22 protein-coding genes and 1 pseudogene are annotated in these 25,329 nt (G+C 73.8%); 8 read left to right on the top strand and 15 right to left on the bottom strand.

Annotated elements, in window-relative coordinates; all coding sequences use genetic code 11:
• Positions 1–131: 131 nt before the first annotated feature.
• Genes OC439_RS00510 through OC439_RS00490 form a run of 5 tightly spaced genes read left to right on the top strand, consistent with a single transcriptional unit; the run spans position 132 to position 3,968 of the window.
• Positions 132–908 (top strand): methyltransferase domain-containing protein, encoded by a 777-nt coding sequence (locus OC439_RS00510; RefSeq protein ID WP_262011644.1) that lies wholly within the window; start codon positions 132–134, stop codon positions 906–908.
• A 55-nt stretch (positions 909–963) separates the two neighbouring features.
• The gene (locus OC439_RS00505; protein ID WP_262011643.1) at positions 964–1,965 is read left to right on the top strand and encodes a hypothetical protein; all 1,002 of its coding nucleotides are present in this window, start codon (positions 964–966) and stop codon (positions 1,963–1,965) included.
• A complete protein-coding gene (locus tag OC439_RS00500) occupies positions 1,962–2,615 on the top strand; it encodes a hypothetical protein (protein WP_262011642.1) in 654 nt (217 codons plus the stop codon). The genes OC439_RS00505 and OC439_RS00500 overlap by 4 nt, the downstream gene beginning before the upstream one ends.
• Before the next feature lie 15 nt (positions 2,616–2,630).
• Positions 2,631–3,533, top strand: a complete 903-nt coding sequence (locus tag OC439_RS00495) for an inositol monophosphatase family protein (protein WP_262011641.1) — start codon at positions 2,631–2,633, stop codon at positions 3,531–3,533.
• Between the two features lie 24 nt (positions 3,534–3,557).
• Entirely contained in the window at positions 3,558–3,968 is a 411-nt protein-coding gene (locus tag OC439_RS00490; protein WP_262011640.1) for a VOC family protein, read from the top strand.
• Positions 3,969–3,982: 14 nt separating this feature from the next.
• On the opposite strand, the gene OC439_RS00485 is transcribed toward OC439_RS00490, so the two are convergent.
• Positions 3,983–4,759, bottom strand: a complete 777-nt coding sequence (locus OC439_RS00485; protein ID WP_262011639.1) for an SDR family oxidoreductase — start codon at positions 4,757–4,759, stop codon at positions 3,983–3,985.
• A 140-nt stretch (positions 4,760–4,899) separates the two neighbouring features.
• Between OC439_RS00485 and sigJ the strand changes: the two genes are divergently transcribed.
• Entirely contained in the window at positions 4,900–5,766 is an 867-nt protein-coding gene (gene sigJ / locus OC439_RS00480; protein ID WP_262011638.1) for an RNA polymerase sigma factor SigJ, read from the top strand.
• 58 nt (positions 5,767–5,824) lie between these two features.
• Here the strand turns inward: sigJ and OC439_RS00475 are convergent, their stop codons facing one another.
• From OC439_RS00475 to OC439_RS00465, 3 genes are read right to left on the bottom strand one after another with little or no spacing between them, the layout of a single operon-like run.
• The gene (locus OC439_RS00475) at positions 5,825–6,724 is read right to left on the bottom strand and encodes a GNAT family N-acetyltransferase (RefSeq protein ID WP_262011637.1); all 900 of its coding nucleotides are present in this window, start codon (positions 6,722–6,724) and stop codon (positions 5,825–5,827) included.
• A gap of 55 nt (positions 6,725–6,779) precedes the next feature.
• Complete coding sequence (locus OC439_RS00470) at positions 6,780–7,103, bottom strand: nuclear transport factor 2 family protein (RefSeq protein ID WP_262011636.1); 324 nt, start codon at positions 7,101–7,103, stop codon at positions 6,780–6,782.
• Between the two features lie 10 nt (positions 7,104–7,113).
• On the bottom strand, positions 7,114–8,346 hold the full coding sequence (locus OC439_RS00465) for an SLC13 family permease (protein WP_262011635.1): 1,233 nt from the start codon (positions 8,344–8,346) through the stop codon (positions 7,114–7,116).
• A gap of 108 nt (positions 8,347–8,454) precedes the next feature.
• Between OC439_RS00465 and OC439_RS00460 the strand changes: the two genes are divergently transcribed.
• A complete protein-coding gene (locus OC439_RS00460; RefSeq protein ID WP_262011634.1) occupies positions 8,455–14,229 on the top strand; it encodes a TIR domain-containing protein in 5,775 nt (1,924 codons plus the stop codon).
• A gap of 79 nt (positions 14,230–14,308) precedes the next feature.
• On the opposite strand, the gene OC439_RS00455 is transcribed toward OC439_RS00460, so the two are convergent.
• The 9 genes from OC439_RS00455 to OC439_RS00415 form a co-directional block, all read right to left on the bottom strand.
• Positions 14,309–14,956: a GNAT family N-acetyltransferase gene (locus OC439_RS00455; protein WP_262011633.1), complete on the bottom strand. Its 648-nt coding sequence runs from the start codon at positions 14,954–14,956 to the stop codon at positions 14,309–14,311.
• A 243-nt stretch (positions 14,957–15,199) separates the two neighbouring features.
• Positions 15,200–16,435 carry a ricin-type beta-trefoil lectin domain protein gene (locus OC439_RS00450; protein WP_262011632.1) on the bottom strand — a complete coding sequence of 412 codons (1,236 nt, stop codon included), beginning with the start codon at positions 16,433–16,435 and terminating at the stop codon, positions 15,200–15,202.
• Between the two features lie 114 nt (positions 16,436–16,549).
• Complete coding sequence (locus tag OC439_RS00445) at positions 16,550–17,830, bottom strand: MFS transporter (protein WP_262011631.1); 1,281 nt, start codon at positions 17,828–17,830, stop codon at positions 16,550–16,552.
• Complete coding sequence (locus tag OC439_RS00440; protein ID WP_262011630.1) at positions 17,827–18,402, bottom strand: winged helix-turn-helix domain-containing protein; 576 nt, start codon at positions 18,400–18,402, stop codon at positions 17,827–17,829. The genes OC439_RS00445 and OC439_RS00440 overlap by 4 nt, the downstream gene beginning before the upstream one ends.
• Before the next feature lie 47 nt (positions 18,403–18,449).
• The gene (locus OC439_RS00435) at positions 18,450–18,998 is read right to left on the bottom strand and encodes a DinB family protein (protein ID WP_262011629.1); all 549 of its coding nucleotides are present in this window, start codon (positions 18,996–18,998) and stop codon (positions 18,450–18,452) included.
• A 42-nt stretch (positions 18,999–19,040) separates the two neighbouring features.
• A complete protein-coding gene (smpB, locus tag OC439_RS00430; RefSeq protein WP_262011628.1) occupies positions 19,041–19,532 on the bottom strand; it encodes an SsrA-binding protein SmpB in 492 nt (163 codons plus the stop codon).
• A complete protein-coding gene (locus tag OC439_RS00425) occupies positions 19,505–20,179 on the bottom strand; it encodes a lysoplasmalogenase (RefSeq protein WP_262011627.1) in 675 nt (224 codons plus the stop codon). The genes smpB and OC439_RS00425 overlap by 28 nt, the downstream gene beginning before the upstream one ends.
• Positions 20,176–21,003: a sterol desaturase family protein gene (locus OC439_RS00420; protein ID WP_262011626.1), complete on the bottom strand. Its 828-nt coding sequence runs from the start codon at positions 21,001–21,003 to the stop codon at positions 20,176–20,178. Before OC439_RS00420 ends, OC439_RS00425 begins: the two co-directional genes overlap by 4 nt.
• The gene (locus OC439_RS00415; protein ID WP_262011625.1) at positions 21,000–21,728 is read right to left on the bottom strand and encodes a FadR/GntR family transcriptional regulator; all 729 of its coding nucleotides are present in this window, start codon (positions 21,726–21,728) and stop codon (positions 21,000–21,002) included. Before OC439_RS00415 ends, OC439_RS00420 begins: the two co-directional genes overlap by 4 nt.
• 135 nt (positions 21,729–21,863) lie before the next feature.
• Between OC439_RS00415 and htpG the strand changes: the two genes are divergently transcribed.
• The gene (gene htpG / locus OC439_RS00410) at positions 21,864–23,756 is read left to right on the top strand and encodes a molecular chaperone HtpG (protein WP_262011624.1); all 1,893 of its coding nucleotides are present in this window, start codon (positions 21,864–21,866) and stop codon (positions 23,754–23,756) included.
• Between the two features lie 364 nt (positions 23,757–24,120).
• On the opposite strand, the pseudogene OC439_RS00405 reads toward htpG, so the two are convergent.
• A pseudogene (locus tag OC439_RS00405) lies at positions 24,121–24,818 on the bottom strand (SDR family oxidoreductase).
• 32 nt (positions 24,819–24,850) lie between these two features.
• Positions 24,851–25,327: a winged helix-turn-helix transcriptional regulator gene (locus tag OC439_RS00400; protein WP_262011623.1), complete on the bottom strand. Its 477-nt coding sequence runs from the start codon at positions 25,325–25,327 to the stop codon at positions 24,851–24,853.
• Positions 25,328–25,329 lie beyond the last annotated feature (2 nt).

The following is a 25,329-nucleotide window of genomic DNA, read 5'->3' as shown; positions in this document are numbered from 1 at the left end:
TCGACGCGGCGGCCGGACGACCGGCCGCCGCGTCGGCGTACCCCGGGCGGATGTACACCCTGGAAGGCGGAAGCGGTGCGAGGCTTGGAGCGGACGCCGCCGACGGGGCCGGCGTCCGCTGTGGAGGGGTGATGGCCGAGCCGCCGACCGGGACGTCGTCGCACCGCGCGCAGGCGCACGGCAGGCACGCCAACCACCGCCGCTACCACGACGGCGCCGAGGTCGACGGGTACGTCGACGACCCGTACCACCGGGTGCGCCGCGCGGTCGCGGCCCGGCTGATGGCCGAGGGGGTGACCGGCCGCGGACCGGTGCTGGAACTGGGCTGCGGGCCGCGCGGCATGCTCGACCCGGCCGCGCTGCCCGGCCCGGTGGTGCTCGCCGACACGGCCGAGACGGCGCTGCGCACCGCCCGCGCGGCGGCCTGCGGACGGGCGCTGCCGGTCTGCCTGGACGCCACCCGTGGGCTGCCGTTCCGGGCGGGCAGCTTCGCCGGGCTGCTCGCCGGGGAGCTGATCGAGCACGTGTACGACCCGCTGGCGCTGCTGCGGGAGTGCCACCGGGTGCTGGCGCCGGACGGCCTGCTGGTGCTCACCACCCCGAACCTCGCGCCGGTGCAGGACCGGCTGGCGTTCCTCGCCGGGCGGGCGCCACGTCAGGTCGACCCGCTGCACCCGTACCTGTGGCTGCACATCCGCCCGTTCACCGCCTCGCTGCTGCGCCGCACGCTGCGCCGGGCCGGGTTCACGCCGGTCGCGCTGCGGTCCAACGAGGTCGGCTGGCGGCTGCCGGGCGGCCGGTGGGTGGCCTCGCGCCGGCTGGCCCGCGCCGCGCCCGGGCTGGGCGGTTCGCTGATCTGCGCCGCCCGCCGGCAGGGCGGACCGCCACCGGCCCGAAACAGGGTGTGATGGCGACATTGACAGCGGGCTATCATGGAGGTTCCGTCGTCGACCGGGGGATGTCATGACGCGCCTGCTCGCCTGGGTCGTGACCAATCTCGACGCGTTCATCGGCCTCGTCCTGGCGCTCACGGTGTCCGTGCTCGGCCTCACCAACGCGGTCGACCAGGAGGTCGTCAACAGCGCGATCCTGCTGGTCCTGGGCCTGCTCGCACAGGCGATGCTGCGCGACCGGCTGCGCCGGCGCACCACCGAGCGGGAGGTCCGCCAGGTCATCTCGGACACCCGCGACCGGCTGACCGACCTGGTGCCGCAGATGCAGGAGATCACCGGCCCGGAGGGCGCGCTGAACCGGGCCCGCGAGGCCATCGACAGCGTCTCCATGGTGCGCGTGCTGCACGGCAGCGAGGTCGGGCAGGCGCTCGCCGAGGCGCGGCGGCACACCGACCAGTGGAGCTTCAAGGGCGGCACCGGCACCTTCCTGCGCGCGGTCACGCTGCCGGACTGCCTCGAGCACGCCCGGCGGCGCAACGCCACACTCACCGTCGCGATCGAGATCATCGACCCGACCGACGAGGAGGTCTGCGAGCGGTACGCGCGGTTCCGGCGCAGCCTCGACCCGGACGCGCCGGGCGAGCCGTGGACCGTCGACCGCACCCGCAAGGAGTCGTACGCGACGGTGCTGGCCGCCTGCTGGCACCTGCAGCGCTCCGGCCTGCTCACCGTCGACGTGCGGCTCGCCGCGCAGATGACCACGTTCCGCTACGACCTTTCCTCCTCCTGTGTCGTCATCACCCAGGAGAACCCGCAGACGCCCGCGCTGCGCATCGACCGCGGCGAGGTCTACTACAACCGTTTCAACATCGAGCTGGACTACAGCCGCCGGCAGAGCCGGCGCGTGCCGATCGAGGCGGCGGCCCAGGTCAAGCTCGACGACGAGCCGTCGGTCGAGCAGGTACGGCGGTTGTTCACCGCCCTCGGCCTGACGCTGCCCCGGTCCTTCGGCGACCGTGAGGTCGCCGACATCATCGGCAAGGCCGTCCAGGCGAGGAATCCCTACTCATGACCAGTTACGCCGACCTCGAACGGGAGATCGACCGGGGCACCCGGCCGGAGATGCTGCGCGGCTGGGTGCTGGACGTGCTCGGCGACGTCGCCGAGGGGCGTCGGCCGCTGCGCGCGGTCCGGCATCCGCTCGGCTTCACCTGCCTGCCGGTGGAACGCGACGGCCCGGACGGCATCTGCGTGCACGCCTGGCCGGCGGACCCGCCGCCGGTGCGCCCGACCACGTCCACCATGCACTCGCACAGCTGGGATCTGCTGAGCCACGTGCTGCACGGCACCGTCCGCAACGAGCTGATCGAGGTCGACGACGCGCCGGCCGACCCGGCCTGGCGGATCTACGAGGTGCACAGCCTCGGCGAGGTGGACGAGATGGCCGCGACCGACCGGCTGGTCACCGCGATGACCGCGACGGTGGAGACGCACTCCGCAGGCGACTCGTACGCGCTGCGCGCCGGCGGCTTCCACACCTCGGAGGTCGACGCCGGTGAGCCGGCGGTGACAGTGGCGCTCGGCCGGACCACTCCCGGCGCGTGCGACCTGAGCCTCGGCGCGGTGGACGGGCGCAGCCACCGGGTACGCCGGGACCGCTGCGACGCGGCGGAGACCGCGCGGATGGCGCGGGAGATCGCGCGACTTGTGGCACGGGGCTGACTGGCTGGAGGAGCCATGGACGTGGAGCCGAGCAGAGGCGGGCCCGACCTGCGCGACGCGCACCGGTTCGCGGTGGAGGCCGCGCAGGCGGCGGGCCGACTGCTGCGCCGGGGCACCCGGGGGGAGGTGCACGCCCGGGCCAAGAACGACACCGGTGACCTGGTGACCGACCTCGACCTGGCCGCCGAACGGCTGATCGTCGACCGGATCCGGGCCCGCTGGCCGGAGCACGGCGTGATCGCCGAGGAGGGCGGCGAGTACGCCCCGGACACCGCCTGGGCGTGGCTCGTCGACCCGCTCGACGGCACAAACAACGTGGCGATCGGGCTGCCCGCGTACGTGGTCGGGATCGCCCTGTGCGACAACGGCTCGCCGGTGCTCGGCGTGGTGCACGACCCGGTCGCCGGCCGTACCTGGTCGGCGGTGCGCGGCCGGGGCGCGTTCGTGCACGCGTCCGGCCCGGCTGCGCGGCCGCTGCGCGCCGCGCACCGCCCGGTGCCGTCCGCGCCGGTGCTGGCCTGGACCCAGGGGCACGAGGTACGCCGGGACGACAGCACCGCCCGGGCGCTGAAGGTGGTGCTGGACACCAGCGCGCGCCGGGTGCTGCAACTGTGGGCGCCGCTGCTGTCCTGGGTGATGCTGGCCCGCGGCGACATCGACGGCATCGTCGGCTACCGCCCCGAGGCGGTCGACCTGCCGGCCGGGATGCTGCTCGCCGTCGAGGCCGGCATGGCGGTCCGCGCGCTCGACGGCGGCACGTTCGACGACAGGTACGGCTGCCCGGCGGACCGGCGCAGCTTCGTGGCCGGGCCACCGGAGACCATCGACCGGCTGGTCAAGCTGGTCACCGCGGCACAGTGGATCGAGCCGCAGGTGCGCCGCCTCACCCCGGTCGGCCTCGGTTCGGTGGGCTGGTGAGCCGGGTCGGCTAGCCTCGGCCGGATGGCCGCCAGACAACTCAAGCTCGGGCTCCGGGTGCGTGACCTGGACCGTTCCCACCGGCTCTACCTGCGACTCGGATTCAAGGAGATCCCACAGACCGAGCAGGTGAACCTGCGCTACCTGACGTTCGGCCACACCTGGCTGATCCTGTCCGACCTGCACCGCCACGGGCACCACGACGCGCAGCGGGAACGCGAGGTCAAGGCCGGGCCGCCCGGGCTCGGAGTCGTGCTCACCGTGCCCACCGCCGACCTGGACGCCACGTACGCGCTGTGGCGCGACGAAGGGCTGCCGGTGACGCTGGAGCCGGAGGACGTGGGCTGGGCGCGGATCTTCTACGGGCTCGACCCGGACGGATACGAGGTCATGTTCGAGCAGTTCCATCCCGTCACGCGTGCCGCCGACGCCTGACGTGCCGCGGTGCGTCAGGTGACCGGCCGCGACGGCGCCCGCTCGGCCAGGAAGTCGGCCCAGGTCCGCACGCCTCTCACCGCACCGGGCCGGGCGAGGTTCGCGCCGTCCCGGTACGCGCGGCCGGCTCGCCCGGGGATGCGCACCGGCAGCCGGGCCCGGCGCTTCCCGGTGGCGGTCAGGTAGCCGGTCAGCAGCTCGCCGATGCCGTGGGTGTCCGGACCGGCCAGGTCCGGCACCAGCCCGGCCGGTGCGCCCAGCGTCAGCTCGGCCAGCCGGGCCGCCACCTCGGCGGCGTCGACAGGCTGCAACCGCAGCCCGCCCGGCACCGGCACCACGGGCAGCCGGGTCATCGCCGTCAGCATGGTCAGCACCAGGTCGTGCACCTGCGCGGCGCGCAACACCGTCCACGGGACGCCGGAGTCCGTCACCGCGCGCTCGGCGTCGAGCTTGGACCGGATCCAGGCCAGCGGCACCCGGTCGGCGCCGGTCACCGAGATGTGCACCAGGTGCGCCACACCGGCCCGGTGCGCGGCGCGGGCCAGGTGTGCGGTGGCGCGGTCGTCGCCCTTCGCGCCGCCGGCCAGGTGCAGCACCGTGGACACCCCGCGCAGGGCGGGGCCGAGGTCGGCGCCGCCGAGCAGGTCGGCGGTCACATGGGTGACGCCGTCGCCGGACCGCCCGCCGCGCCGGCTGAGCACCCGCACGGGGTGCCCGGCGGCGCGCAGCAGCGGTACGACGTGCCGGCCGATGGTGCCGGTGCCGCCGGTGACCAGGATCTGTCTGTTCATGGTGTCGCCTTCCGTCGCCTGTGCTGCCACCTCGACCCGCGACCGCCCGCCGGCGTGACAGATGTGACGGCCGTCACCTCCGGTCACATCGACGGGGTCCGGCGGGGTCGAGACGGTGTGCGGGAGGGGAGGCTCAGGTGATGAACACCGGGCTGGCGGAACGGTTCGAGCGGGAGCGACAGCGGCTGCGCGCGGTGGCGTACCGGCTGCTCGGGTCGCTCACCGACGCCGAGGACGCGGTGCAGGAGACCTGGCTGCGGTTGTCCCGTACCGACCCGGCCATCGTGGACAACCTGGACGCCTGGCTCACCACTGTGGTCGCCCGGGTCAGCCTCAACACGCTGCGGTCCCGCGCCGCCCGCCGGGAGGACCCCCTCGACGTACGCCTGCCCGACCCGGTGGTGGACACCGGCGCCGACGACCCGGCGCACGCCGCGGTGCTCGCCGACTCGGTGGGCCTGGCGCTGCTCGTGGTGCTGGACACGCTGACCCCGGCCGAGCGGCTCGCGTTCGTGCTGCACGACATGTTCGGCGTGCCGTTCGACGAGATCGGCCTGCTCGTCGACCGCTCACCGGCGGCGGCCCGGCAGCTCGCCAGCCGGGCCCGCCGCCGGGTACGCGGACAGGCGCCCACCCCCGATCCCGACCTGGCCCGGCAGCGGGCGGTGGTGGACGCCTTCCTCGCCGCCGCCCGCGACGGTGACCTCGGCGCGCTGATCGCGGTGCTGCACCCGGATGTGGTGCTGCGCTCCGACGCCGGGACCGCCCGCGCCCGCCACACGGTCGTGCTCTCCGGCGCGACGACCGTGGCGGCGCAGGCGATCACGTTCGGCCGGCTCTTCCCGCACGCCCGGCCGGTGCTCGTCAACGGCGCCGCCGGGGTGCTGGTGAGCGCCGGGGACCGGCCGCTGTCGGTGATGGCGTTCACCGTCACCGGCGGCCGGATCGCGGCGGTGGACGTGATCGCCGACCCGCACCGGCTGGCCGCGCTCGGCCTCGCCGGCTGACCGTGCTCGGTCTGCGCGGCTGACCCGGAACCGCGTCGGCCGACCAGACCAGGTGGGCTCAGTCGACCAGCACCAGGTTGGCCATGTCGACCACCGGCCGGAAACCGAGCCGGGCGTAGAGCCGGTTCGACACCGGGTTGGCCTGGTCGGTGAACAGGCACACCCGCGCGCCCTCGGCGGTGAGCAGCCGGCTGACCTCGGCGACGGCGTTTCCGGCCCAGCCGCGCCCGCGCTGCTCGGGTGGCGTGTAGACAGGGCCGACGCGGGCCACGCCGAACGACGTCGGGTTGGCGGCGGTCAGGTGTACCGGAGCACCCGACTCGTCGGTCCAGAACCACACCCGGCCGTCCCGGATCCGGTGCAGCAGCTCGGCGTGGTCGGGCGTCTCGTGGGCGCTCGTCCCGCGCGGGCGGCCCGCCTGCTCGTCGGCGTCGGCCGAAAACGCGCCGAACCACGCGGCGACCAGGTCGACGTCGTCGACGGTGGCGCTCCGCAGCGCGCCGGGCACCGGTGCGGGCGGGATGGGCTGGTCGAGCACGTGCAGCCGGGTGTGCTGGGCCACCGCGACCCGCCCGCCGTCGAGGCGTGCGACCTCGTCGGCGCAGGCGCGCGCGGCGGGCAGCGCGCCGTTCACCGCGCGGACCCGCTCGCCGCGCCGGTGCCACGCCCCGGCCAGCGCCACGGCTGCTTCCCGCGGCATCGGCAGCAGGAACGGCGGTCGCGGCGGGAACGGCGCGGTACGCATCGCGGCGCCCACCACCGCCCCGGAGCCGTCCCGCACCACCAGCCACCAGTCGTCCTCGGGCAGCGCGACGCCCTCGGCGCGGCGGGCCGCCATCCGGTGCGTGACGCTGGCGACGACGGTGCCGACCACCGGATCGGCGGCCAGGTAGGCCTCGGCGGCGGCGAGGAACTCGCCCGGGTCGGTGCAGAAGTGCAGCGTGGGCGCGGCGGTCATGTGGGCACGGTAGCCACCGGCCGGGATCGGGCCGTACCGGTTTTCCCGCCCCGGCTCAGGGGGCGATGCGCAACCGACGGATGCGGGTGTCGTCGTACTCCTCGAACCGGAACCGCAGCCCGGCGAACGGGCTGCCGGGGAAGTCGCCGCTGATCGTGGCCGTCACCACGATCCCGGCCGGCGTCTGCTCCACGTCGGTGATCTCGTACGACACCAGCGGCGTGCCGCTGCGCCAGGCGCGGATCTCGTCGATGCCGCGGTGGGTGCGTCCCTCGTCCTCGACCACCGCGTCGTCGGCGAACAGCGCGAGGTAGGGCTCCTTGTCGGCCTGGCCGGCGAGCGCGAAGTAGCGGCGGACGATCTCGGGCGCGTTGCTCATGGTCGCGATGCTAGGCGCCGGGACCGACAAGAAGCGCCGTGACGGTGGCGGTGGTGGCGAGCACGGCGAGCGCGGCGCTGGTGGCCACGAACCGGCCCAGTGGCACGGCGACCCCGGCGGCCCGGCAGCGCTCGTACCAGATCAGTGTCGCCAGCGACGCCCACGGCGTGGCCAGCGGGCCCACGTTCGTGCCGATCAGCAGCGCCAGCAACTGGGTGTGCCGGTCGGCTGCGATCACCGCCTCGCCGGCCAGGTACGCGGGCAGGTTGTTCACCGCGTTGCTGAACAGCGCGCCGACCGCGCCCGCCCGCAGCGCCCCCTCCGCGCCCGGGTCGGTGCCGATCAGCGTGCCCATCACCGTGTCCAGGCCGTACCGGCCGATGGTCTGCACCACCAGGAACAACCCGGTCACGAACACCAGCAGCCGCCACGGCACCAGCGCGGGCCGCAGCCGGTGCCGGGCCCGCACCGCGAAACCGGCTACCAGGATCGCGGCTGCCACCCCCGAGGCGATGCCGATCTCCACCCCGGCGAGGATCCCGGCGACGAACAGCAGGCAGGCGGCGAGCGCGGTGCGGTAGAGCACCCGGTCCGGCGGCACGTACGGCGGAGGCGGGACGAACGGGTCGGCCCCGGCGCGCGCCGGCCGCCAGTACCACCACCACAGCAGCAGCGCGGTCACCGCGACGGCCACCAGCTGCGGCCACCACATCCGGGCCGCCCACGGCACCGGGTCCAGGTCGACCCGGTCGCTGGCCAGGATGTTCGTCAGGTTGGACACCGGCAGCAGCAGGCTCGCCGTGTTCGCCAGCCACACGGTGGTCATCGCCAGCGGCGTCGGCGGCACGTTCAGCGCCCGGGCCAGCGCGATCATCACCGGCGTGAGCAGCACCGCCGTGGTGTCCAGGTTGAGCGCGATGGTGGTCACCGAGGCGAAACCGACGCAGAGCCAGAACAGGGCCCGGAAACTGCCCCGCGCGGTCACCGCCACCCGGGTCGCGAGCGCGTCGAACACCCCGGCCACGGCGGTCAGCTCGGCCAGCACCACGACCGTGCCGAGGAAGATCAGGATCGGGATGATCCGGCGCATCGTGCCCTCGGCGTCGGCGCGGGGCAGCAGCCCGGTGAGCACGAACACCACGCCGAGCACGGCCAGCCCGATCGCGATCCAGTCCAGCACGTGCAGACGGCCCCAGCGGGAGCGGTCGGGCACGGCGTTCGGCGGATCGCCGGGGGTCTCCACGAGGGATGATCCTCCCACACGCCGGTGCGGACGCAGGAGCCCGACGCGGTCGCGAACCGGGCTGCCGAGGGTGTCGATCTGTTGACCGTCGGTGGCCATAATGACCATGTGGTTGTAGGCGCGCACCCCACCCGGTCCGACCGACCCATCGATTTCTTCATCAGCTACTCACCGGCCGACGAACGCTGGGCCACGTGGCTGGCGTGGGAGTTCGAGGCGGCCGGCTATCGCACGCTGCTGCAGGCGTGGGACTTCGTCGCCGGCACCAACTTCATCGACTTCATGGACCGCGGCGTCCGTGAGGCCGAGGTGGTCGTGGCGGTGCTGTCCGAACGCTACCTGCACTCCACGTACGGCAAGCTGGAGTGGCAGGCCGCGCTGCGCGCCGACCCGGACGGCACCGGCAACAAGCTCGTCACGGTACGCGTCGAGGACTGCCCGATCGACGGCCTGCTCGCCACCATCACCTATGTGGACCTGGTCGGCGTCGACGACCCGGCGCAGGCCCGCAACCGGGTGCTCGACCGCATCCGGGAGGCGCTCGACGGGCGCGCCAAGCCGATGCGGCAGCCGGCGTTCCCGCACCACCCGGCCGACCCGCACGGGGTGCTCGCCGCGCCGGCCGCCGGCGCGCCCGCGCCCCGCCGTGCCCGGCGTACCCCGATCAACCCGCCGCCGTTCCCGCCCGCCGCGGTGGCGCCACCGACCACCCGGGACACCGTCACCGTGCTCCAGGTGGCCGGGCCGCGCTTCGGCCGGGGCGTGATCACCCCCGGCGCGCCGGTCACCCCAGGCGAGGTGCAGGAACACCTGATGGGCGACCTCACGCTGCTGATGAACGACGGCGTGCCCCGGCCGGACCTGCTCGTCGTCGCCGGCAACCTCACCGAGTCGGGCAGCCCGCGCGAGTTCTCCGACGCGCTGAGCTTCCTCACCGGCCTGCGGGTGCTGCTCGGGCTGGAACCGCACCGCCTGGTCGTGGTGCCCGGCCCGCGTGACGTGACGATGGCCGCCAGCCGCGCGTACTTCGCCACCTGCGAGGCCGACGACGTCGACCCGCAGCCGCCGTACTGGCCGAAGTGGCGGCACTACGCGCGCCTGTTCGACGACCTCTACCAGGGGCTCGACGACCGGATCTTCGACAGCGAGCAGCCCTGGACACTGTTCCCGGTACCCGACCTGCGGGTGGTGGTGGCCGGGCTGAACTCCACCATCGCCATCACCCACCGGGAGGAGGACCGGTACGGCTTCCTCGGCGAGGCGCAGTCCAGCTGGTTCGCCCAGCGCCTGCGCCACTACCAGCAGTCCGGCTGGCTGCGGCTGGGCGCGATGGCGCACGCGCCGGGGGCGCGCAGCCCGTACGCCGACGAGGTGCCCCCGGACCCGGTGTCGCTGCGCGACCGCGGCTCGGTCAACCGGCTGGTCGGCCCGATGCTCAACCTGCTGCTCTCCGACGCCGCGCCGTCGGCCCGGGTCGACCCGGTGGTGCCGCTGGCCGCCGCGCCCCGCGACGGCCGGGCGCAGGTGCTGCGGCTCGGCGGCGACGGGATGACCCGCTGGGTGCTCGGCCGCGACGACCGGCTCGACGGCGGCACGGTCACCGCCGTGTCCTGGCCGCACGCGGAGGCCACCTTCGGCGCGTCCGGCCCGGCCCAGGTGCCCGACCCGCGTCGCCCGGCCGCCGTCGAGGGGGCCACCCAGGGCGCGGCGGTGGCCGCCGCGCCGGTCGCCCCGGTGCAGCGGCTGCTGGACCGGCTCGCCGAGGTCTGCGAGGCCCGCTACGACCGGGTGGTGGTGCGCCGCGTCGGCACCGATCCGCCGCACCTGTACATCAGCTACCGCTCCGACGGGGTGGTCCGCCAGCAGCGCGTCGGCGCGCACGTGGGCACCCCCACCGCCGCCGACGTGGACGTCTTCGCCCGCCGGGTGCACGCCACCGACCCGGACATCGCCTCCGAGCTGGTCTACGACGGCGACCGGGTGCCGCGCGGGCTGGCCGAGGAGGCGCAGCGGCGCGGCGTACGCGTGCTGCACCTGACCGAGTTCCAGGGCCTGCTCGACCTGCGCGAGTACGTCGCCGCGCAGACCGCCCGGCTGCAGGCCGACCGGCTCTACCCGCCCGGGCAGTACGTGCCGCAGCGCTACCGCCACCTCGTCGGCGCCGACCAGCGCGTCCGCGACGACGTGGTGGACGAGCTGCTGGAGACCGTGTCCGCGCCGGACGGCCGGTTCGTGCTGGTGCTCGGTGACTTCGGCCGGGGCAAGACGTTCGCGTTGCGGGAGGTGGCCCGGCGGCTGCCCACCGCCGCGCCGGACCTGATCCCGATCCTGGTGGAGCTGCGGGCGCTGGACAAGGCGCACTCCGTGGACGGGCTCGTCGCCGCGCACCTGGCCAACCACGGCGAGCAGGTGATCGACCTCAAGGCGTTCCGCTACATGCTGCGCCAGGGCCGCATCGTGCTGCTGTTCGACGGCTTCGACGAGCTGGTGGCCCGGGTGACCTACGACCGGGCGGCCGACCACCTGGAGACGCTGCTGCAGGCCGCCGAGGGCAACGCGAAGATCGTGGTGAGCAGCCGGACCCAGCACTTCAAGACCAACTCGCAGGTGCTGACCGCGCTCGGCGAGCGGGTCGGCCTGCTGCCGCACCGCCGCGTCCTGGCCGTGGAGGACTTCACCCCCGGGCAGATCGAGGCGTTCCTGCGCAACCGGTACGGCGGCGACGAGCGGGCCGCCCGCGAGCGGATGGACCTGCTCGCCGGCGTGAAGGACCTGCTCGGGCTCTCCCGCAACCCGCGCATGCTCGGCTTCATCGCCAACCTCGACGAGGGGCGGCTCGCCGCCGTCGCCGGGGCGGGCGGCACGTTCAGCGCCGCCGCGCTGTACCGGGAGATCCTGGAGTCCTGGCTGGACTTCGAGGAGCGCCGTACCCAGGGCATCCCGGGCGCCCCGGTGAGCCTGCGCCGGCCCGAGCTGTGGCAGGCGGTGAGCCGGCTGGCGTTCCAGCTCTGGGAGAGCGGCGAGGCGTACCTGCGCCTGGCCGAGCTGGCCGAGTCCACCGGCCAGCTCGCCGGCCGGGCCGACTCGCGGCTGTCCGGCCCGCAGGCGGCGCACGCGGTCGGCGCGGGCAGCCTGCTCGTCCGGACCGACGACGGGCTGTTCGGGTTCATCCACACCTCGGTGATGGAGTGGCTCGTCGCCGAGGGGGTGGCCGAGCAGATCAACAGGGGCGAGGAGCCGGGCGCGCTGGCGGTACGGTCGCTGTCCGCGCTCGCGGTGGAGTTCCTCGGCGACCTCGCCGACCCGGCCCGCTGCACCGCCTGGACCGCGCGGGTGCTCGGTGACGAGTCGGCGGGCGAGACGCTGCGCGCCAACGCTCTGCGGCTGTCCGCCCGGCTGCGCCTGCCCGACCGGGCCGACCTGCGCGGCGCGGTGCTGCGCGGCGAAGACCTGTCGCACCGCGAACTCGCCGGCGCCGACCTGACCGGTGCCGACCTGACCGACGCGCGGCTGATCGCCACCAACCTGACCGAGGCGCGGCTGGAGCACGCCCGGCTGCGCGGCGCCCGGCTGGACCAGGCCCGCCTCGCCGGGGCGGACCTGCGCGACGCGGAGATGGCCGGCGCGCGCCTGTTCCGGACCGATCTGCGCGGCGCGCGCGTGGCCGGCAGCAGCTGGCACCGCACCGCGCTGATCGACGTCAGCGCCGACCCGGCGCTGCTGCGCGCCCCGGAACTGCGTGGCGCCGTCGTCGCACCGGGCCGGCCGGTCGCGCCGGGCCTCGCCCCGCCCGCCGTGGGCGTCGGGTACGGCTTCGAGGTGGGCCGGCTGCCGGTGCCCGTGGCGTACAGCCCTGACGGCGCGGTGCTCGCCGTCGGCAGCGACGACGGCGGTGTGCTGCTCTGCGACACCGCCACCGGGCTGCCGGTACGCACGCTCCAGGGGCACCGCTCCCGGGTGTACGCGGTCCGCTACGACGCCGCGTCCCACCAGCTCGTCACCGGCTCGGCCGACCTCACCGTACGGCTGTGGGACGCCGACCACGGCGACGTGCGGCACGTCATCGAGGACGTGTTCACCGGCTGGGTGTGGCCGCTGCTCACCGACGGCCGCCGCGGCCGCCTGGTGGTCGGCGACGCCGCGGGCGTGGTGCGGCTCTACGACACCCGTGGCGCCCGGCTGCGCCACGAGTGGCCCGGCCACTCCGCGCCGATCTGGGGCACCTCGTTCAGCCCGGACGGACGGCGGGTCCTGGTCGCCGACAGCGCCGGCACGGTCCGTGGGTGGGACATCCCGACCGGCAAGCTGGCGTTCGAGGTGCAGGAGCCCGAGGTGGTCTACCGGGTCGTGCACTCACCGGACGGCCGGCTGCTGGCCGCCGTCGGGCAGCACGGCCGCATCTGGATCCGCCGGGCCGCCGACGGCGAGCTGCTGCGCGCGCCGCGCGGCCACGAGGCCGACGTGTACGCCCTCGACATCCACCCCGACGGCACGCTGATGGCCACCGGCGACACGCACGGCGCGCTGCGGCTGTGGGAGACCGAGACGGGCCGGCCGGTGCGGGTGCTCGGGCGGCAGCGCGGCGCGATCTACAGCGTCCGGTTCAACGGCGACGGCAGCCTGCTCGCCACCGCCGCCAGCGACGGCGCGATCCAGCTCTGGGACACCGACGACGGGCAGGTGCGGCACGAGCTGACCCGGCACCGCGGCTCGGTCTGGCCGGTGGTCTGGCGGCCGGACCAGAACCAGGTGGCGACCAGCAGCAACGACGGCACCACCCGGCTGTGGGACGTCCGCAGCGGGCAGCTCCAGCACACGCTGCGCGGGCACGGCCGCAAGGTCACCGCGCTGTCCTTCCGCGACGACGGCGAGGTGCTCGCCGCCTGCGGCAACGACGGCGTGATCCGGCTCTGGGAGCCGCGTACCGGCCGTCTGCTGCGGCAGCTCGCCAGCCCGGCCGACCGGCTGCTGTCCGTGGTGTTCTGCCCGGACGAACCGCTGGTGGCCACCCCGAGCGGCGACGGCGGCGTGCACCTGTGGAACACCGACACGGGCGCCGACGAGCGCGAACTCAACGTGGACACCGACCACGTCTGGGCGGTCGCGTTCAGCCCCGACGGCGACGCCCTCGCCACCGCGAACGACGACGACACGGTACGCCTCTGGTACCGCCGTACCGGCCGCCACTTCGCCACGCTCACCCCGCACCGGGGGCGCGTGCGCACCGTCGCGTTCAGCCCCGACGGCGAGACCATCGCCACCGGCTGCGACGACCAGACAGTACGGCTCTGGGACGCCGCCACCGCCACCTGCCGGCTCACCCTCGAACACCACACCGACCGGGTCTACTCGGTCGGCTTCAACAGCGAGGGCACGCTGCTCGCCAGCGCCGGCAACGACGGCACGGCGGTGGTCTGGGACGCGGTCACGGGTGAGCGGCGCCTGGTGCTCACCGAACACGACGGCCGGCTCTGGTCCTGCGCGTTCAGCCCGGACGGCAACCTGCTCGCCACCGCCGGCGACGACCTGGTGATCCGGCTGTGGGATCCGGTCACCGGCCGGCTGCACGGCACCCTTGCGGCGCACACCCGGCGCGTCTGGTCGGTGCACTTCAGCCCGGACAGCAGCCTGCTCGCCAGCGCCGGTGACGACGGCACGGTACGGCTGTGGGACGTCGCCGACCCGGAGCACGCCCAGTTGCGGACCACGCTCATCGGCCTGCCCGACGGGTGGGCGGCGGTCAGCCCGGACGGCCGGTACAAGCTGGACGGCGACCCGGGCGGCCAGTTCTGGCACGTCATCGGCACATGCCGCTTCGAGGTGGGCGAACTGGACCCCTACCTGACCCAGGTCCGCCGCCTCTCCGTGGACGCCCCCTTCTGACCCCCGGCCCCCGCGCTCTCCCCGGTGATCAAGGAGTTCGTGTCCGGATCGGACGTCGTATCCGACACGAACTCCTTGGTCAACTCGGGGCAGGCGGGGGAGGCGGGGCGGCAGGTCCGGTCCAGCGGACCTCGCCGTCGTGCCACACGTCGGTGGGGGTCAGGCCGCAGGCCGTGGCCACCGCGGCCGACGCGCGGTGGCCGGGATGGATGTGGGCCACGAGGGTACGCACACCGCGCCGCCCCAGCCAGCCGGCCATCCCACGGGCGGCCTCGGTGGCGATCCCGCGCCCCTGCCACCGGGTTCCCACCACCCAGGCGATCTCCGCGACCGGTCCCGCGGTGGCCGGTGCCGCCTCGTCGAGGTGCCGGTGTCCTACCGCCCGCGCGCCCGCCGTGGCGGCGTCCGTCACGGTCCCGTGTGGCTCGGTGACCGTGGCTTGGACGAAGCCGGCCAGCCGGCCGCCGTCCCGGAGCCGGATGACCCAGTTGCACCACGACTCGGCCGGGTCGGGTGAGCCGGCGACAAGCCGTTCGTAGCGGGCCCGCAACGCCGCCGGGGTGGCGGGCCCGCCGCCGATGAAGGTGTGCAGCGCCGGGTCGGCGAGGACGGCGGCCATCTCCTCGGCATGCTCGACACCCAGCGGCAGCAGATTCAGCCGTGCGGTGGGGATCGGTTCCGGCGTGAACCCGCTCGTCGACGCCGGCGCTCCGGTCACTTCATCCATGATCGCGCTTCCAGGAGATCGATGACCTGGTCTCGCGGCAGCGAAACGAACCTCACGGTATCCCAGGCCGCCCCGAGAAACGCAACGCCATCAGCGATCCCCAGCCCCGGCCAGCCAGCCCCGGCCAGCCAGCCTCGCTGATCTTGCAGTTTGTGCCCGGGCGAATAGGGCATTCGGGGCGCCGCTCGGGCCGAAAGTGCAAGATCGCGGGGAGAGAGGGAGGGGCGGGGGCGGGGGCACCGGTCAGCGCCGCCATTTCTGGTTGGCGGCGCCGGTGCAGTCCCAGATCTGCAGCCGGGTGCCGTCGGCCGAGCTGGGACCCGTCGCGTCCAGGCACTTGTTCGCCTGGGGGTTCACGATGTCCCCGGCCGCGCTGAACACCCACTTCTGCGCGCCGGTGCCGTTGCAGTCGTAGAGCTGCACCTTGGCGCCGCTCGCCGTGGACCCGGCGGCCACGTCGAGGCACTTGCCGAGCGCGCGTACCGAGCCGTCTGCGTTCCAGGTCCAGCGCTGGGCGGCGGTGCCGTTGCAGGTCCACAGTTGCACCGGGGTGCCGTTCGCGGTGCCGGCGCTGGCCACGTCGACACACTTGTTCCCGTACCCGACGATCTGGCCGCCGGTGCTCCCGCCGCCGTTGTCCCACGCCTGGACCCGGACGTAGTCGATGGTCATGGTCTGCGGGAACGTGGTGCTGCCGTCCGGCGAGCCGGGCCAGTTACCGCCGACCGCCACATTCATGATCATGAAGAACGGGTGGTCGAAGACCCAGCGGTTGCCGCCGATGTCGGCGGGCGTCTTGCGGGAGTACGCCACGCCGTCGAGGTACCAGGTGATCGAGTCCGGCGCCCAGTCCACCGCGAACGTGTGGAAGGCGTCGGCGAGCGCCTGGCCGCCCGGGAGCGAGGTGGACGCGCCGACGCCGCTGCCGCCGGAGTAGCCGGGGCCGTGCAGCGTGCCCCAGACGGTCGACGGCGCGTAGCCGACGTTCTCCATGATGTCGATCTCGCCGCTGCCGGGCCACGGGTTCGTGCCGATGTCGTTGCCGAGCATCCAGAACGCCGGCCACAGCCCCTGTCCACGCGGGACCTTGATGCGCGCCTCGAACCGCCCGTACGCCTGGGCGAACGTGCCGTTGGTGAGCAGCCGGGCCGAGGTGTACTGGCAGCTTCCGTACCAGCACGAGTAGCCGGCGGGGTTCTCCTTGCGGGCGGTGATGACCAGGTTGCCGTTGCCGTCGAGCGCGGCGTTGCGGGTGCTGTTCGTGTAGTACTGCAGCTCGTTGTTGCCCCAGCCGCCGCCACCGATGTCGTAGCGCCACTTGCTCGCGTCGGGGGCGGCGCCGGCCGGGCCGTTGAAGTCGTCGGACCAGGTGACCGCGCCGGGGGCGGCGGCGGCCGGGGTGCTGGGGACGGCGGCGAGGGCGGCGGTGAGGCCGACCGCTGTCACCGCCAGGGCGGCGAGGGTACGGATGGTGCGCACGGGGCGCCTCCTGCGGGGTGGTGGCTGTTCCCCGTCACGGCGGCCGGCCCCGCCCAACGGTTAATAAACCATACAAATAGACTTCGATGAAGGTATGAACGAAGTCGGTCGATGTCAAGAGAGCGTTTCCCGCTGGCGCTCCGATGTGGGCTCCGGCTCGCGTTGCCGCACCACGGTGGGCCGGCGCATGTCCCGCCACGGGCCGCCGAGCAGCGGCGTCAGCACCACCAGCAGATAGCAGGCGCCCATCACGACGAGCGTGGACGTGGGGCCGAACCGGTCCGCGGCGAACCCCGCGCCGACCGCGCCGGCCGGCATGGCCGCCCACGCGCCCGCGCCGATCACCCCGTACACCCGGGCCCGCATGGCCGGCGGCACCCGCTCCAACTGGACCGCGCCCATCAGCGGGTTGAGCGCACCGGCGGCCAGCCCGGCCGTCGCGACCACGGCGACCACCACCGGCAGCGGCGGCGCGGCGGCGAGCGCCCACAGTGGTGGCGCGCCGCACACCACGTACGCGGTGACGAACGTGGCCCGGCGGGGCAGCCGGTGACCGATCGCGCTGAACACCAGCGAGCCGACCAGCGCCCCGCCACCCATGACGCCGACCAGCAGGCCGAACGCGGCCGGCCCGCCGAGTTCCCGTTCGGCGACCACCGGCAGCAGCACCTGGCTCTTGGCCGCGTCGAACAGGTTCGTCACCAGCACCAGCAGGACCATGGCGCGCAACAGCGGCTCGCGGACCAGGAAGCGCAGCCCGGCGGCGAACTGCCGCCAGTAGCCACCGGTCTCCGGCTCGCTCCCGTCGTCGGACGGCCGCAGGCCACGCGGTACCAGCAGGGTCACCACGAGCGCCGACACGGCGAACGTCACCGCGTCCAGCGCCAGCACCGGCACCGCCCCGAACACACCGACCAGCAGGCCGGCCACGGGTGCGCCGATCATCCGGGCGCCGCGCGAGGTCGCGTCCTCCCACCCGGCCGCCCGCTCGATCGGCACCCCTGCCGCCGCCGCGGCCTCCGGAAGCAACGCCGTGCGCGCGGTCTGCCCCGGCGTGTCGAGCAGGCCGCTGACGAAGACCAGGGCCAGCAGCGCCGGGAACGGCAGGCCGACGGTGGCGTGCAACAGGGGTACGGCGGCGATCGTCACGCCGGAGATCACGTCGGCGAGCACGCTGGAGCGCCGGTAGCCGATCCGGTCGACGAGCACGCCGCCGAACGCGCCGCCGAGCACCACCGGCGCGGTGGCGAACGCCCCGGCGAGCCCGGTGGCGGCGGGTGAGCCGGTCTCGGCCAGCACGTAGAGCGGCAGCGCGATGAGCGTGAGCACGTTGCCGGTCAGCGAGACGGCGTGCCCGATCAGCAGTCCGGCCAGGGGCCGGCGGTCGCGGGTCACTGCGGCCCCCGGTACGCCTGCCAGATGAGCGTGACCATCTCGGCGCCGGGCCGGCCGGGCGCGCCGCGCTCCTGCCAGCGCCGGCCCAGCGCGGACAGCTCGTCGCGCAGTTCGACCAGTTCCTCCGGCGTCAGGCGCAGCACCATGTCGCTGCTGGTGGTGCCGCGGACCCACGCCGGGTCGAGGCTCGCCTCCGAGTCCAGGTACGCCTGGTAGCGGTCGACGTAGCGCTGCATGGCGGCCTGGCGCAGCATGTTGCCGGCGAGCCGGCGCTCCGGGTCGTCGAGCAGTTCGAGGGGATCCCAGTCGGTGGTGGCGTGCGCGGCCCGCCACCACCGCTCGCGCCGGTCCCGGGCCAGCTCGGGCGCCTCGGCCACGAAGCCGTGCTCGACCAGCTTGCCGACGTGGTAGCTGACCGAGCCGACCGCCTCGCCGGTCCGCTCGCTGAGCATGCCGACCGTCTGCGGGCCGCGCAGGCGCAGCTCGCCGAGCAGCCGCAGCCGGGTGGGGTGGGCGAGCGCCCGCATGGCTCGCGGGTCGCTCACGCGCCGGTTGCCGGTTCCGTCAGTCATGCCGTCAGGCTAGACCTACAAGACATGATGTACAAGGAGTCTTGTATTTATCGCGCTGCCTCGGATGTGTGGCGGTACAGGTCGCGCAGCAGGCACACCTCGGACAGGTGGTGGATCGCCTCCCGGTTGATGTGCAGCACGAGCGTGGCCATCGGGACGTCGGCGAACGGCCCCTCCGCCGGGCCGCAGGGGCGGGCCAGGCCCTCCTCGCCGAGCGCCTCGACCCCCGCCGTCCAGGCGGCGTACTCCTCGTCGAGCTGGGCCAGCGCGCCGGCCGCCGTCGGGGAGTAGGGGAACGAGGCGTAGTCGGTGGGCGCGCGGCCGAAGTGCGACGCGTTGCGCATGGCCAGCACGCCGACGATGACGTGGGCCAGCCGCCAGGCGATGGTGGTGAACGGCGGCGGGTCCGGCTGCGGCATCGCGAAGTCGATCGCCGGGGTGCCGTCGTCGCCGCGCGGCCGCACGCTCCAGCAGCCGGGGACCGGCTCCCAGAGGTATTCGGCGTCGGTGAGCCCGGCGAGGCGGTCGCGCAACTGGTAGGTCCAGTGCCAGGTGAGCTGCTCGCGGAGCAGCGGGTTCCAGGTCAGATCGGTCATGCGCCTCAGCGTGCCACCGCCCTGGGACAGAAAACGGCGCGCTCAGCCCCGCCGCGCCGCCGCCCGGCCCTTGAGCCGGCGGCCCATCTCCCGGGCGATCTCCTTCTTCGCGTCCCGCTCGGCCAGCGCCTGGCGCTTGTCGTACGACCGGCGGCCCCGGGCCAGGCCCAGCTCCACCTTGGCCCAGCCGTCGGCGAAGTACATCGACAGCGGCACCAGCGTGATGCCGCCGTCGCGCAGCTTCTCCAGGATCCGGGCGATCTCCACCCGGTGCAGCAGCAGCTTGCGGGTGCGCCGGGGCGCGTGGTTGGTCCAGGTGCCGAAGCCGTACTCGGCGATGTGCAGGCCGTACAGCATGATCTCGCCGTCGCGCTCCTGGGCGAACGCGTCGACAAGCGACACCCGCCCCTCGCGCAGCGACTTGACCTCGGTGCCGGCCAGCACGATGCCCGCCTCGTACGTCTTGAGGATGTCGTAGTCGTGCCGCGCCTTCTTGTTCGAGGCGATCAGCTTGCGCCCGTTCTCCCTGGCCACGCGAGCAGGATACTCGCCGGGGGCGGTTGCGGGCCGGTCGCCGGGCGCGCCGCGGCCACCCAGCCGGTGGTGATGAGCAGCAGCGCGGCGCAGTAGGTGACCATCACCAGCAGCCCTCGCCCGGGCAGGTCCACGCCGGCCGCGCCCACGCCGATGAGCAGATCGGAGACGAGGAAGAGCGCCCCGCCCGCGGCGACCCGCGCCGACACCCCGGTCGCGGCGGCGGCCATCAGGCACAGCGCCAGGCTGTAACCGAGCACCGGCAACCGAAGCGGCCCGAGCATGCCCCAGAGCAGCGCGTTCGCGCCCGCCCAGGCGACCAGGTAAGCGGCCAACGCCACGACCGGCGCGCGCCGGTGCCGGACGAAGGCGGTGATGAACGCGATCTGGGTGACCAGGAAGAAGCCCATCCCGGCCAGGAACGCGGCATCACCCGGCAGAAGCAGCGCGACGTCGCCCGCGGTGGCGGCGACCAGGCCGACCGCCACCGCGTCGACGCGGCGCCGGTGCGCCCAGAGGTACGCCAGCAGCACCGGCGCCAGCAGCGGCTTGGCCAGCCACTGGAGCGCTGTCGAGTCGAGCGCGACCCCGACCAGTTCGACGGTCGCGATCAGCCCGAACAGGGGCAGCAGCCAGGAGCGCCTCATCGGGCCGGCTGCCAGCCGGGACGGCCGAACAGGTAGCCCAGCCGGTGCCGCCAGGAGTCGGCCCGGCGTACGTCGGACCAGATCGCGGCGAACTCGTGGGTGGCCACCCGCAGCGGGTTGTAGGTGCCGATGTTCTTGGTCAGGCCGTAGCGCGCGGTGGCCCGCTCCGGCTCGAACGTGCCGAACAGCCGATCCCAGATGATCAGGATGCCGCCGTAGTTGCGGTCCAGGTACTCGGTGTTCGAGCCGTGGTGCACCCGGTGGTGCGACGGCGTGTTGAAGATCCACTCGATCGGCCGGGGCAGCACCCTGATCCGCTCGGTGTGCAGGAAGAACTGGTACAGCAGGCTGACCGACTGCTGGAGGAAGATCATCCACGGCGGGATGCCGAGCAGTGCCAGCGCCAGCCAGAACGGCAGCGAGGTCATCGGCGTCCAGCTCTGCCGCAACGCGGTCGAGAAGTTGTAGTAGACGCTGGAGTGGTGCACGACGTGGCTGGCCCAGAGCACGCGTACCTCGTGGTGCGAGCGGTGGAACCAGTAGTAGGCCAGGTCGTCGGCGAAGAACAGGATCACCCAGGTCCACCAGTCGCCGGGGGACAGGTGCACCGGCGCCACGGTCCACAGCGCCGCGAACGCACCGACGGTCAGCAGCTTCCACGGGAAGCCGATGATCTGGCTGCCCAGCCCCATCGACAGGCTGGTGGTGGTGTCGCGCAGCTCGTAGCCGCGTTCGTCGTCGTCGGGCAGGAAGCGGTAGGAGACCGCCTCGATGACGATCAGGAGCAGGAACGCCGGGACGGCGTACAGCACGGCGGGGATCATGCGCGCGCTTCCCTTCCGGAGGTGGGGGTGGTGGGGGTGGTGATCGGCGCGGTCAGCAGCTCCCGGGCGTGCCGGGCCGCCGCCGCGCCCTGACCGGAGGCGATCGCCGCGGCGAGACGGCGGTGCCCGGCCACGTCGAGCAGTTCGGCCGCGCGGGCGTCCGGGGGGACGTCGCCGACCGCGAACGTGCCGGCCACCAGGCTGTTGAAGGCGAGCTGGTAGGCGGTGTTGCCGCTGCCGCGCACGATCAGCCGCCAGACGGCGATGTTCGCCTCGTTCATCAGGTCCAGATCGGGGGCCAGGTCGCCGTACTCCTCGGCGGCCCGGCCCAGGGCGGCTACGAGCGCCGCGTCCGCGCGCTCGGCGCAGAGCCGGGCCGCGTCGATCCCGACGCAGGCCCGCATCTCCAGCATGTCGCGCACCAGCGTCTCGACCGGGAGTACGTCGCCGGAGCGGGCCAGGGACAGCGCGAGGTCCAGTCCGGCGTGGACCCGCCAGTCCAGCACCCGGGTCGCGCCGCCCTGGCTGACCCGGACCAGGCCGAGCTGTTGCAGGCGGCGCAGCGCCTCCCGGACGGCGTGCCGGTTGACCGCGAACGCCCCGGCCAGCTCCCGCTCGCCGGGCAGCGTCTCGCCCGGCGCGTAGCGACCGGACACGATCGCGTCGCGCAGCCGCCCGAAGACGTGGTCGGAGACCGAGACGCGAGGCGCGGGATCGAAGGTCATGCGAGGCAGTGTGGCCCCGAACACATCAACCCGTCAACTGGTTGTACCAGTGGATTCGGGGCGGCCGGTGCGTGCCCCCTTGGTCACCCCTCGTATCCTTTGCGCCGTAGGCCCGCCAGAGGGAAGGGAGTCGGTGTGAGCGACCGGGTCGAGACGTTGGAGTTCCAGGCCGAAGCTCGTCAGCTGTTGCAGCTGATGGTGCACTCGATCTACTCGAACAAGGACGTCTTCCTGCGCGAACTGATCTCGAACGCGTCCGACGCGCTGGACAAGCTGCGGCTGGAGTCGCTCGTCGACAAGGAGCTGCCGGCGGACACGTCCGACCTGCACATCGAAATCGAGGTCGACAAGGACGCCCGTACGCTCACCGTGCGGGACAACGGCATCGGCATGACCCGCGACGAGGTGGTCGGCCTGATCGGCACGATCGCCAAGTCGGGCACCGCCGAGCTGCTGTGCAAGCTGCGCGAGTCCGCCGACACCGCCGCGTCCCAGGAGCTGATCGGCCAGTTCGGCGTCGGCTTCTACGCCACGTTCATGGTGGCCGACAAGGTGACGCTGCTGACCCGCCGCGCCGGGCAGTCCGGCGGCACCCGCTGGGAGTCCGCGGGCGAGGGCACGTACTCGATCGAGGAGGTCGAGGACGCACCCCAGGGCACCTCGGTCACGCTGCACCTCAAGGCGGTCGACACCGAGGACAACCTGCACGACTACACCGCCGAGTGGACGATCCGCGAGATCGTCAAGCGGTACTCCGACTTCATCTCGTGGCCGATCCGGATGACTGTCGACAAGCCCGGCGAGGACGGCGCCACCACCCGCGAGGAGCAGACGCTCAACTCGATGAAGGCGCTCTGGGCGCGTTCGCGGGACGAGGTCGACGAGGCCGAGTACAAGGAGTTCTACCGGCACGTCGCGCACGACTGGGCCGACCCGCTCGAGACGATCCACATGCGCGGCGAGGGCACCTTCGAGTACGAGGCGCTGCTGTTCCTGCCCTCGCACGCCCCGCTCGACCTGTTCTCCCCGCAGGGCCGCCGCGGCGTGCAGCTCTACGTCAAGCGCGTGTTCATCATGGACGACTGCGACGCGCTGATGCCCAACTACCTGCGCTTCGTCAAGGGCGTGGTGGACGCGCACGACCTGTCGCTGAACATCTCCCGGGAGATCCTCCAGCAGGACCGGCAGATCCGCGCGGTGCGCCGCCGGCTGGTCAAGAAGGTGCTCGCCACGCTCAAGGACATGTCCGCCGAGTCGTACCGCACGTTCTGGACCGAGTTCGGCGCGGTGGTCAAGGAGGGTCTGCTGGAGGACCCGGACAACACCGAGACGCTGCTGGAACTCGTCCGCGCCGCCAGCACCCACGACCCGGCCGAGCCGACCACGCTGCGCGACTACGTGGAGCGCATGAAGGACGGGCAGAGCGAGATCTACTACGCCACCGGCGAGAACCGGGCCACCATCGAGAACTCGCCGCACCTGGAGGCGTTCCGCGCCAAGGGCTACGAGGTGCTGATCCTCACCGACCCGGTGGACGAGGTGTGGGTCGAGCGCGTCGGCGCGTACGACGGGAAGACGCTGCGCTCGGTCGCCAAGGGGCAGGTGGACCTGGAGACCGAGGAGGAGAAGGAGAAGGCAGAGGCGGAACGACAGGAGTACGCCGACCTGCTCACGTTCCTCGGCGGCGCGCTCGCCGACAGCGTCAAGGAGGTGCGGCTGTCCACCCGGCTGACCACCTCGCCGGCCTGCGTGGTGGGCGACGCGCACGACATGACGCCGACGCTGGAGAAGATGTACCGGGCGATGGGCCAGGAGGTGCCCCGGGTCAAGCGGATCCTGGAGCTGAACCCGGCCCACCCGCTGGTCACCGGGCTGCGCAAGGCGCACGGCGAGGGTGCCGACGCCGCGGCGCTGACCGAGACCGCCGAGCTGCTGTACGGCATGGCGCTGCTGGCCGAGGGCGGCGAGCTGGCCGACCCGGCCCGGTTCACCCGGATCCTCGCCGACCGCCTGGCCCGAGGCCTGTAGCCCCACCCGCCCCGCCGGCCGGACCCGGCCGGCTTGATCGACTCCATTACGCCGAGGTGGCGGTATCAGGATGCCCCCGATACCGCCACCTCGCCGAGCTGGCGTGGATCAAGCTGGCTTGTCCCAGGATGGGGAAGATCAGTCCCAGATGGAGGGAGCGGGCTCGGTGAGTGAGCTTCCGGTGGGTGGTCTCTGCAGGCCCGCGTCGGCAGGGCCTGCCTGGGTGGACGGGTGTGGGTCGGGCTGGATCTGCTGGAGCCGGTGAGGCGCCGGCCTGGTGTCCAGCCGCGCGGCCGGCCGTAATCGCCGTTGGCTGGTGAAGGGGCCGCTGAGCCGGCGCGCCGGGGCGGCGAGCCCGGTCGGCTCAGGGGAGGGCGGGGTAGAGCGCGGCCACGCCGCCGGACAGTCCGGCCTGGACCCGACGGGCGACGTCGTCGGCCAGGATCTCGTAGCTGTCGGACTCGATGCCGTCGGCGGCGAGCCGGGCGACGTCGGCCGGGTGGGCCTTCGGGCCGGGTACGGCGGCGGCCATCTCGGTGTCCATGTAGCCCACGTGCAGGCCCGCGACGCGGACGCCCCGGCCGGCCAGCTCCAGGCGCAGGGCGTTCGTCATCGACCACTCGGCGGCCTTGGCCGCGCCGTACGCGCCGACGCCGGGGAACGTGAACCAGGACAGCGCGGACAGCACGTTCAGGATCGTGCCGCCGCCGTTCGCGGCGATCCGGGGCGCGAACGCCCGCACCACCGACAGCGTGCCGAGGTAGTGCGTCTCCAGCTCCAACCGGATCTTCTCGAGGTCGCCGTCGAGCAGGTCGGTGCCGGTGCTCACGCCGGCGTTGTTGACGAGCAGCGTCACGTCACCGGCCCGCTCCGCGGCGGCGGCGACCGACGCGGGGTCGGTGACGTCCAGGCGTACCGGGGTCACGCCGGGCAGGTCCACGGCGTCCGGGTTGCGGGCGCCGGCCCAGACGGTGGCACCGCGCGCGGCGAGTTCGGCGGCCAGGTGCGGCCGAAGCCGCGGTTGGCGCCGGTGACCAGGGCGGTGCTTCCAGCGATCTTCATGTGTCGCTCCGAGGTGTGGTGAGGGAGGGGAGTCAGGCGGACAGCAGGCCCGGACCGGGCAGGACGGCGAGCTCACCGGGCGGTACGTCGTGCCCGGCGTCGCAGCGCAGCCGGGCGTGCACCGGGGCGCCGCACTCGTTGTGGGCCACCCGGACCGCCGGGCCCGCCTCGTCGGCGGCGTACGCGTCGCCCCACTGCCGCAGCGCGACCAGCACCGGGATCAGGTCGCTGCCCTTCGCGGTGAGCACGTACTCGTCGCGGGTGCGCTGCCCGGGCTCGCGGTAGGGACGCCGGTCGAGCAGCCCGTCGGCGACGAGCTGCTTGAGGCGGGCGGCGGCCACCGGCTCGCTGACGCCGACCCGCCGGGCGAAGTCGTCGAAGCGGCGGGTGCCGAACGACGCCTCCCGCAGCAGGAGCAGCGTGGTGCGGTTGCCGACCACCTCCAGTGCCCGGGCGATCGAGCAGTTGGCGGTGGACCAGGAGTCACGCTGCGCGAGGAGGTCCGTCATGG

The sequence above is a fragment of the Micromonospora sp. Mcm103 genome, assembly GCF_024519755.1.
In the GTDB taxonomy this organism is placed as follows: Bacteria; Actinomycetota; Actinomycetes; order Mycobacteriales; family Micromonosporaceae; genus Micromonospora; species Micromonospora aurantiaca.
This window is presented reverse-complemented; position numbering and strand designations above follow the sequence as displayed.

What these genes read in the sequence shown, in the direction of transcription:
- OC439_RS00510 (WP_262011644.1), top strand. Translation starts at nt 132, where the DNA reads ATGGCCGAGCCGCCGACCGGGACGTCGTCGCACCGCGCGCAGGCGCAC.
- OC439_RS00505 (WP_262011643.1), top strand. Translation starts at nt 964, where the DNA reads ATGACGCGCCTGCTCGCCTGGGTCGTGACCAATCTCGACGCGTTCATC.
- OC439_RS00500 (WP_262011642.1), top strand. Translation starts at nt 1,962, where the DNA reads ATGACCAGTTACGCCGACCTCGAACGGGAGATCGACCGGGGCACCCGG.
- OC439_RS00495 (WP_262011641.1), top strand. Translation starts at nt 2,631, where the DNA reads ATGGACGTGGAGCCGAGCAGAGGCGGGCCCGACCTGCGCGACGCGCAC.
- OC439_RS00490 (WP_262011640.1), top strand. Translation starts at nt 3,558, where the DNA reads ATGGCCGCCAGACAACTCAAGCTCGGGCTCCGGGTGCGTGACCTGGAC.
- OC439_RS00485 (WP_262011639.1), bottom strand. Translation starts at nt 4,759, where the DNA reads ATGAACAGACAGATCCTGGTCACCGGCGGCACCGGCACCATCGGCCGG.
- sigJ (WP_262011638.1), top strand. Translation starts at nt 4,900, where the DNA reads ATGAACACCGGGCTGGCGGAACGGTTCGAGCGGGAGCGACAGCGGCTG.
- OC439_RS00475 (WP_262011637.1), bottom strand. Translation starts at nt 6,724, where the DNA reads ATGACCGCCGCGCCCACGCTGCACTTCTGCACCGACCCGGGCGAGTTC.
- OC439_RS00470 (WP_262011636.1), bottom strand. Translation starts at nt 7,103, where the DNA reads ATGAGCAACGCGCCCGAGATCGTCCGCCGCTACTTCGCGCTCGCCGGC.
- OC439_RS00455 (WP_262011633.1), bottom strand. Translation starts at nt 14,956, where the DNA reads ATGGATGAAGTGACCGGAGCGCCGGCGTCGACGAGCGGGTTCACGCCG.
- OC439_RS00440 (WP_262011630.1), bottom strand. Translation starts at nt 18,402, where the DNA reads ATGACTGACGGAACCGGCAACCGGCGCGTGAGCGACCCGCGAGCCATG.
- OC439_RS00435 (WP_262011629.1), bottom strand. Translation starts at nt 18,998, where the DNA reads ATGACCGATCTGACCTGGAACCCGCTGCTCCGCGAGCAGCTCACCTGG.
- OC439_RS00425 (WP_262011627.1), bottom strand. Translation starts at nt 20,179, where the DNA reads ATGAGGCGCTCCTGGCTGCTGCCCCTGTTCGGGCTGATCGCGACCGTC.
- OC439_RS00420 (WP_262011626.1), bottom strand. Translation starts at nt 21,003, where the DNA reads ATGATCCCCGCCGTGCTGTACGCCGTCCCGGCGTTCCTGCTCCTGATC.
- OC439_RS00415 (WP_262011625.1), bottom strand. Translation starts at nt 21,728, where the DNA reads ATGACCTTCGATCCCGCGCCTCGCGTCTCGGTCTCCGACCACGTCTTC.
- OC439_RS00400 (WP_262011623.1), bottom strand. Translation starts at nt 25,327, where the DNA reads ATGACGGACCTCCTCGCGCAGCGTGACTCCTGGTCCACCGCCAACTGC.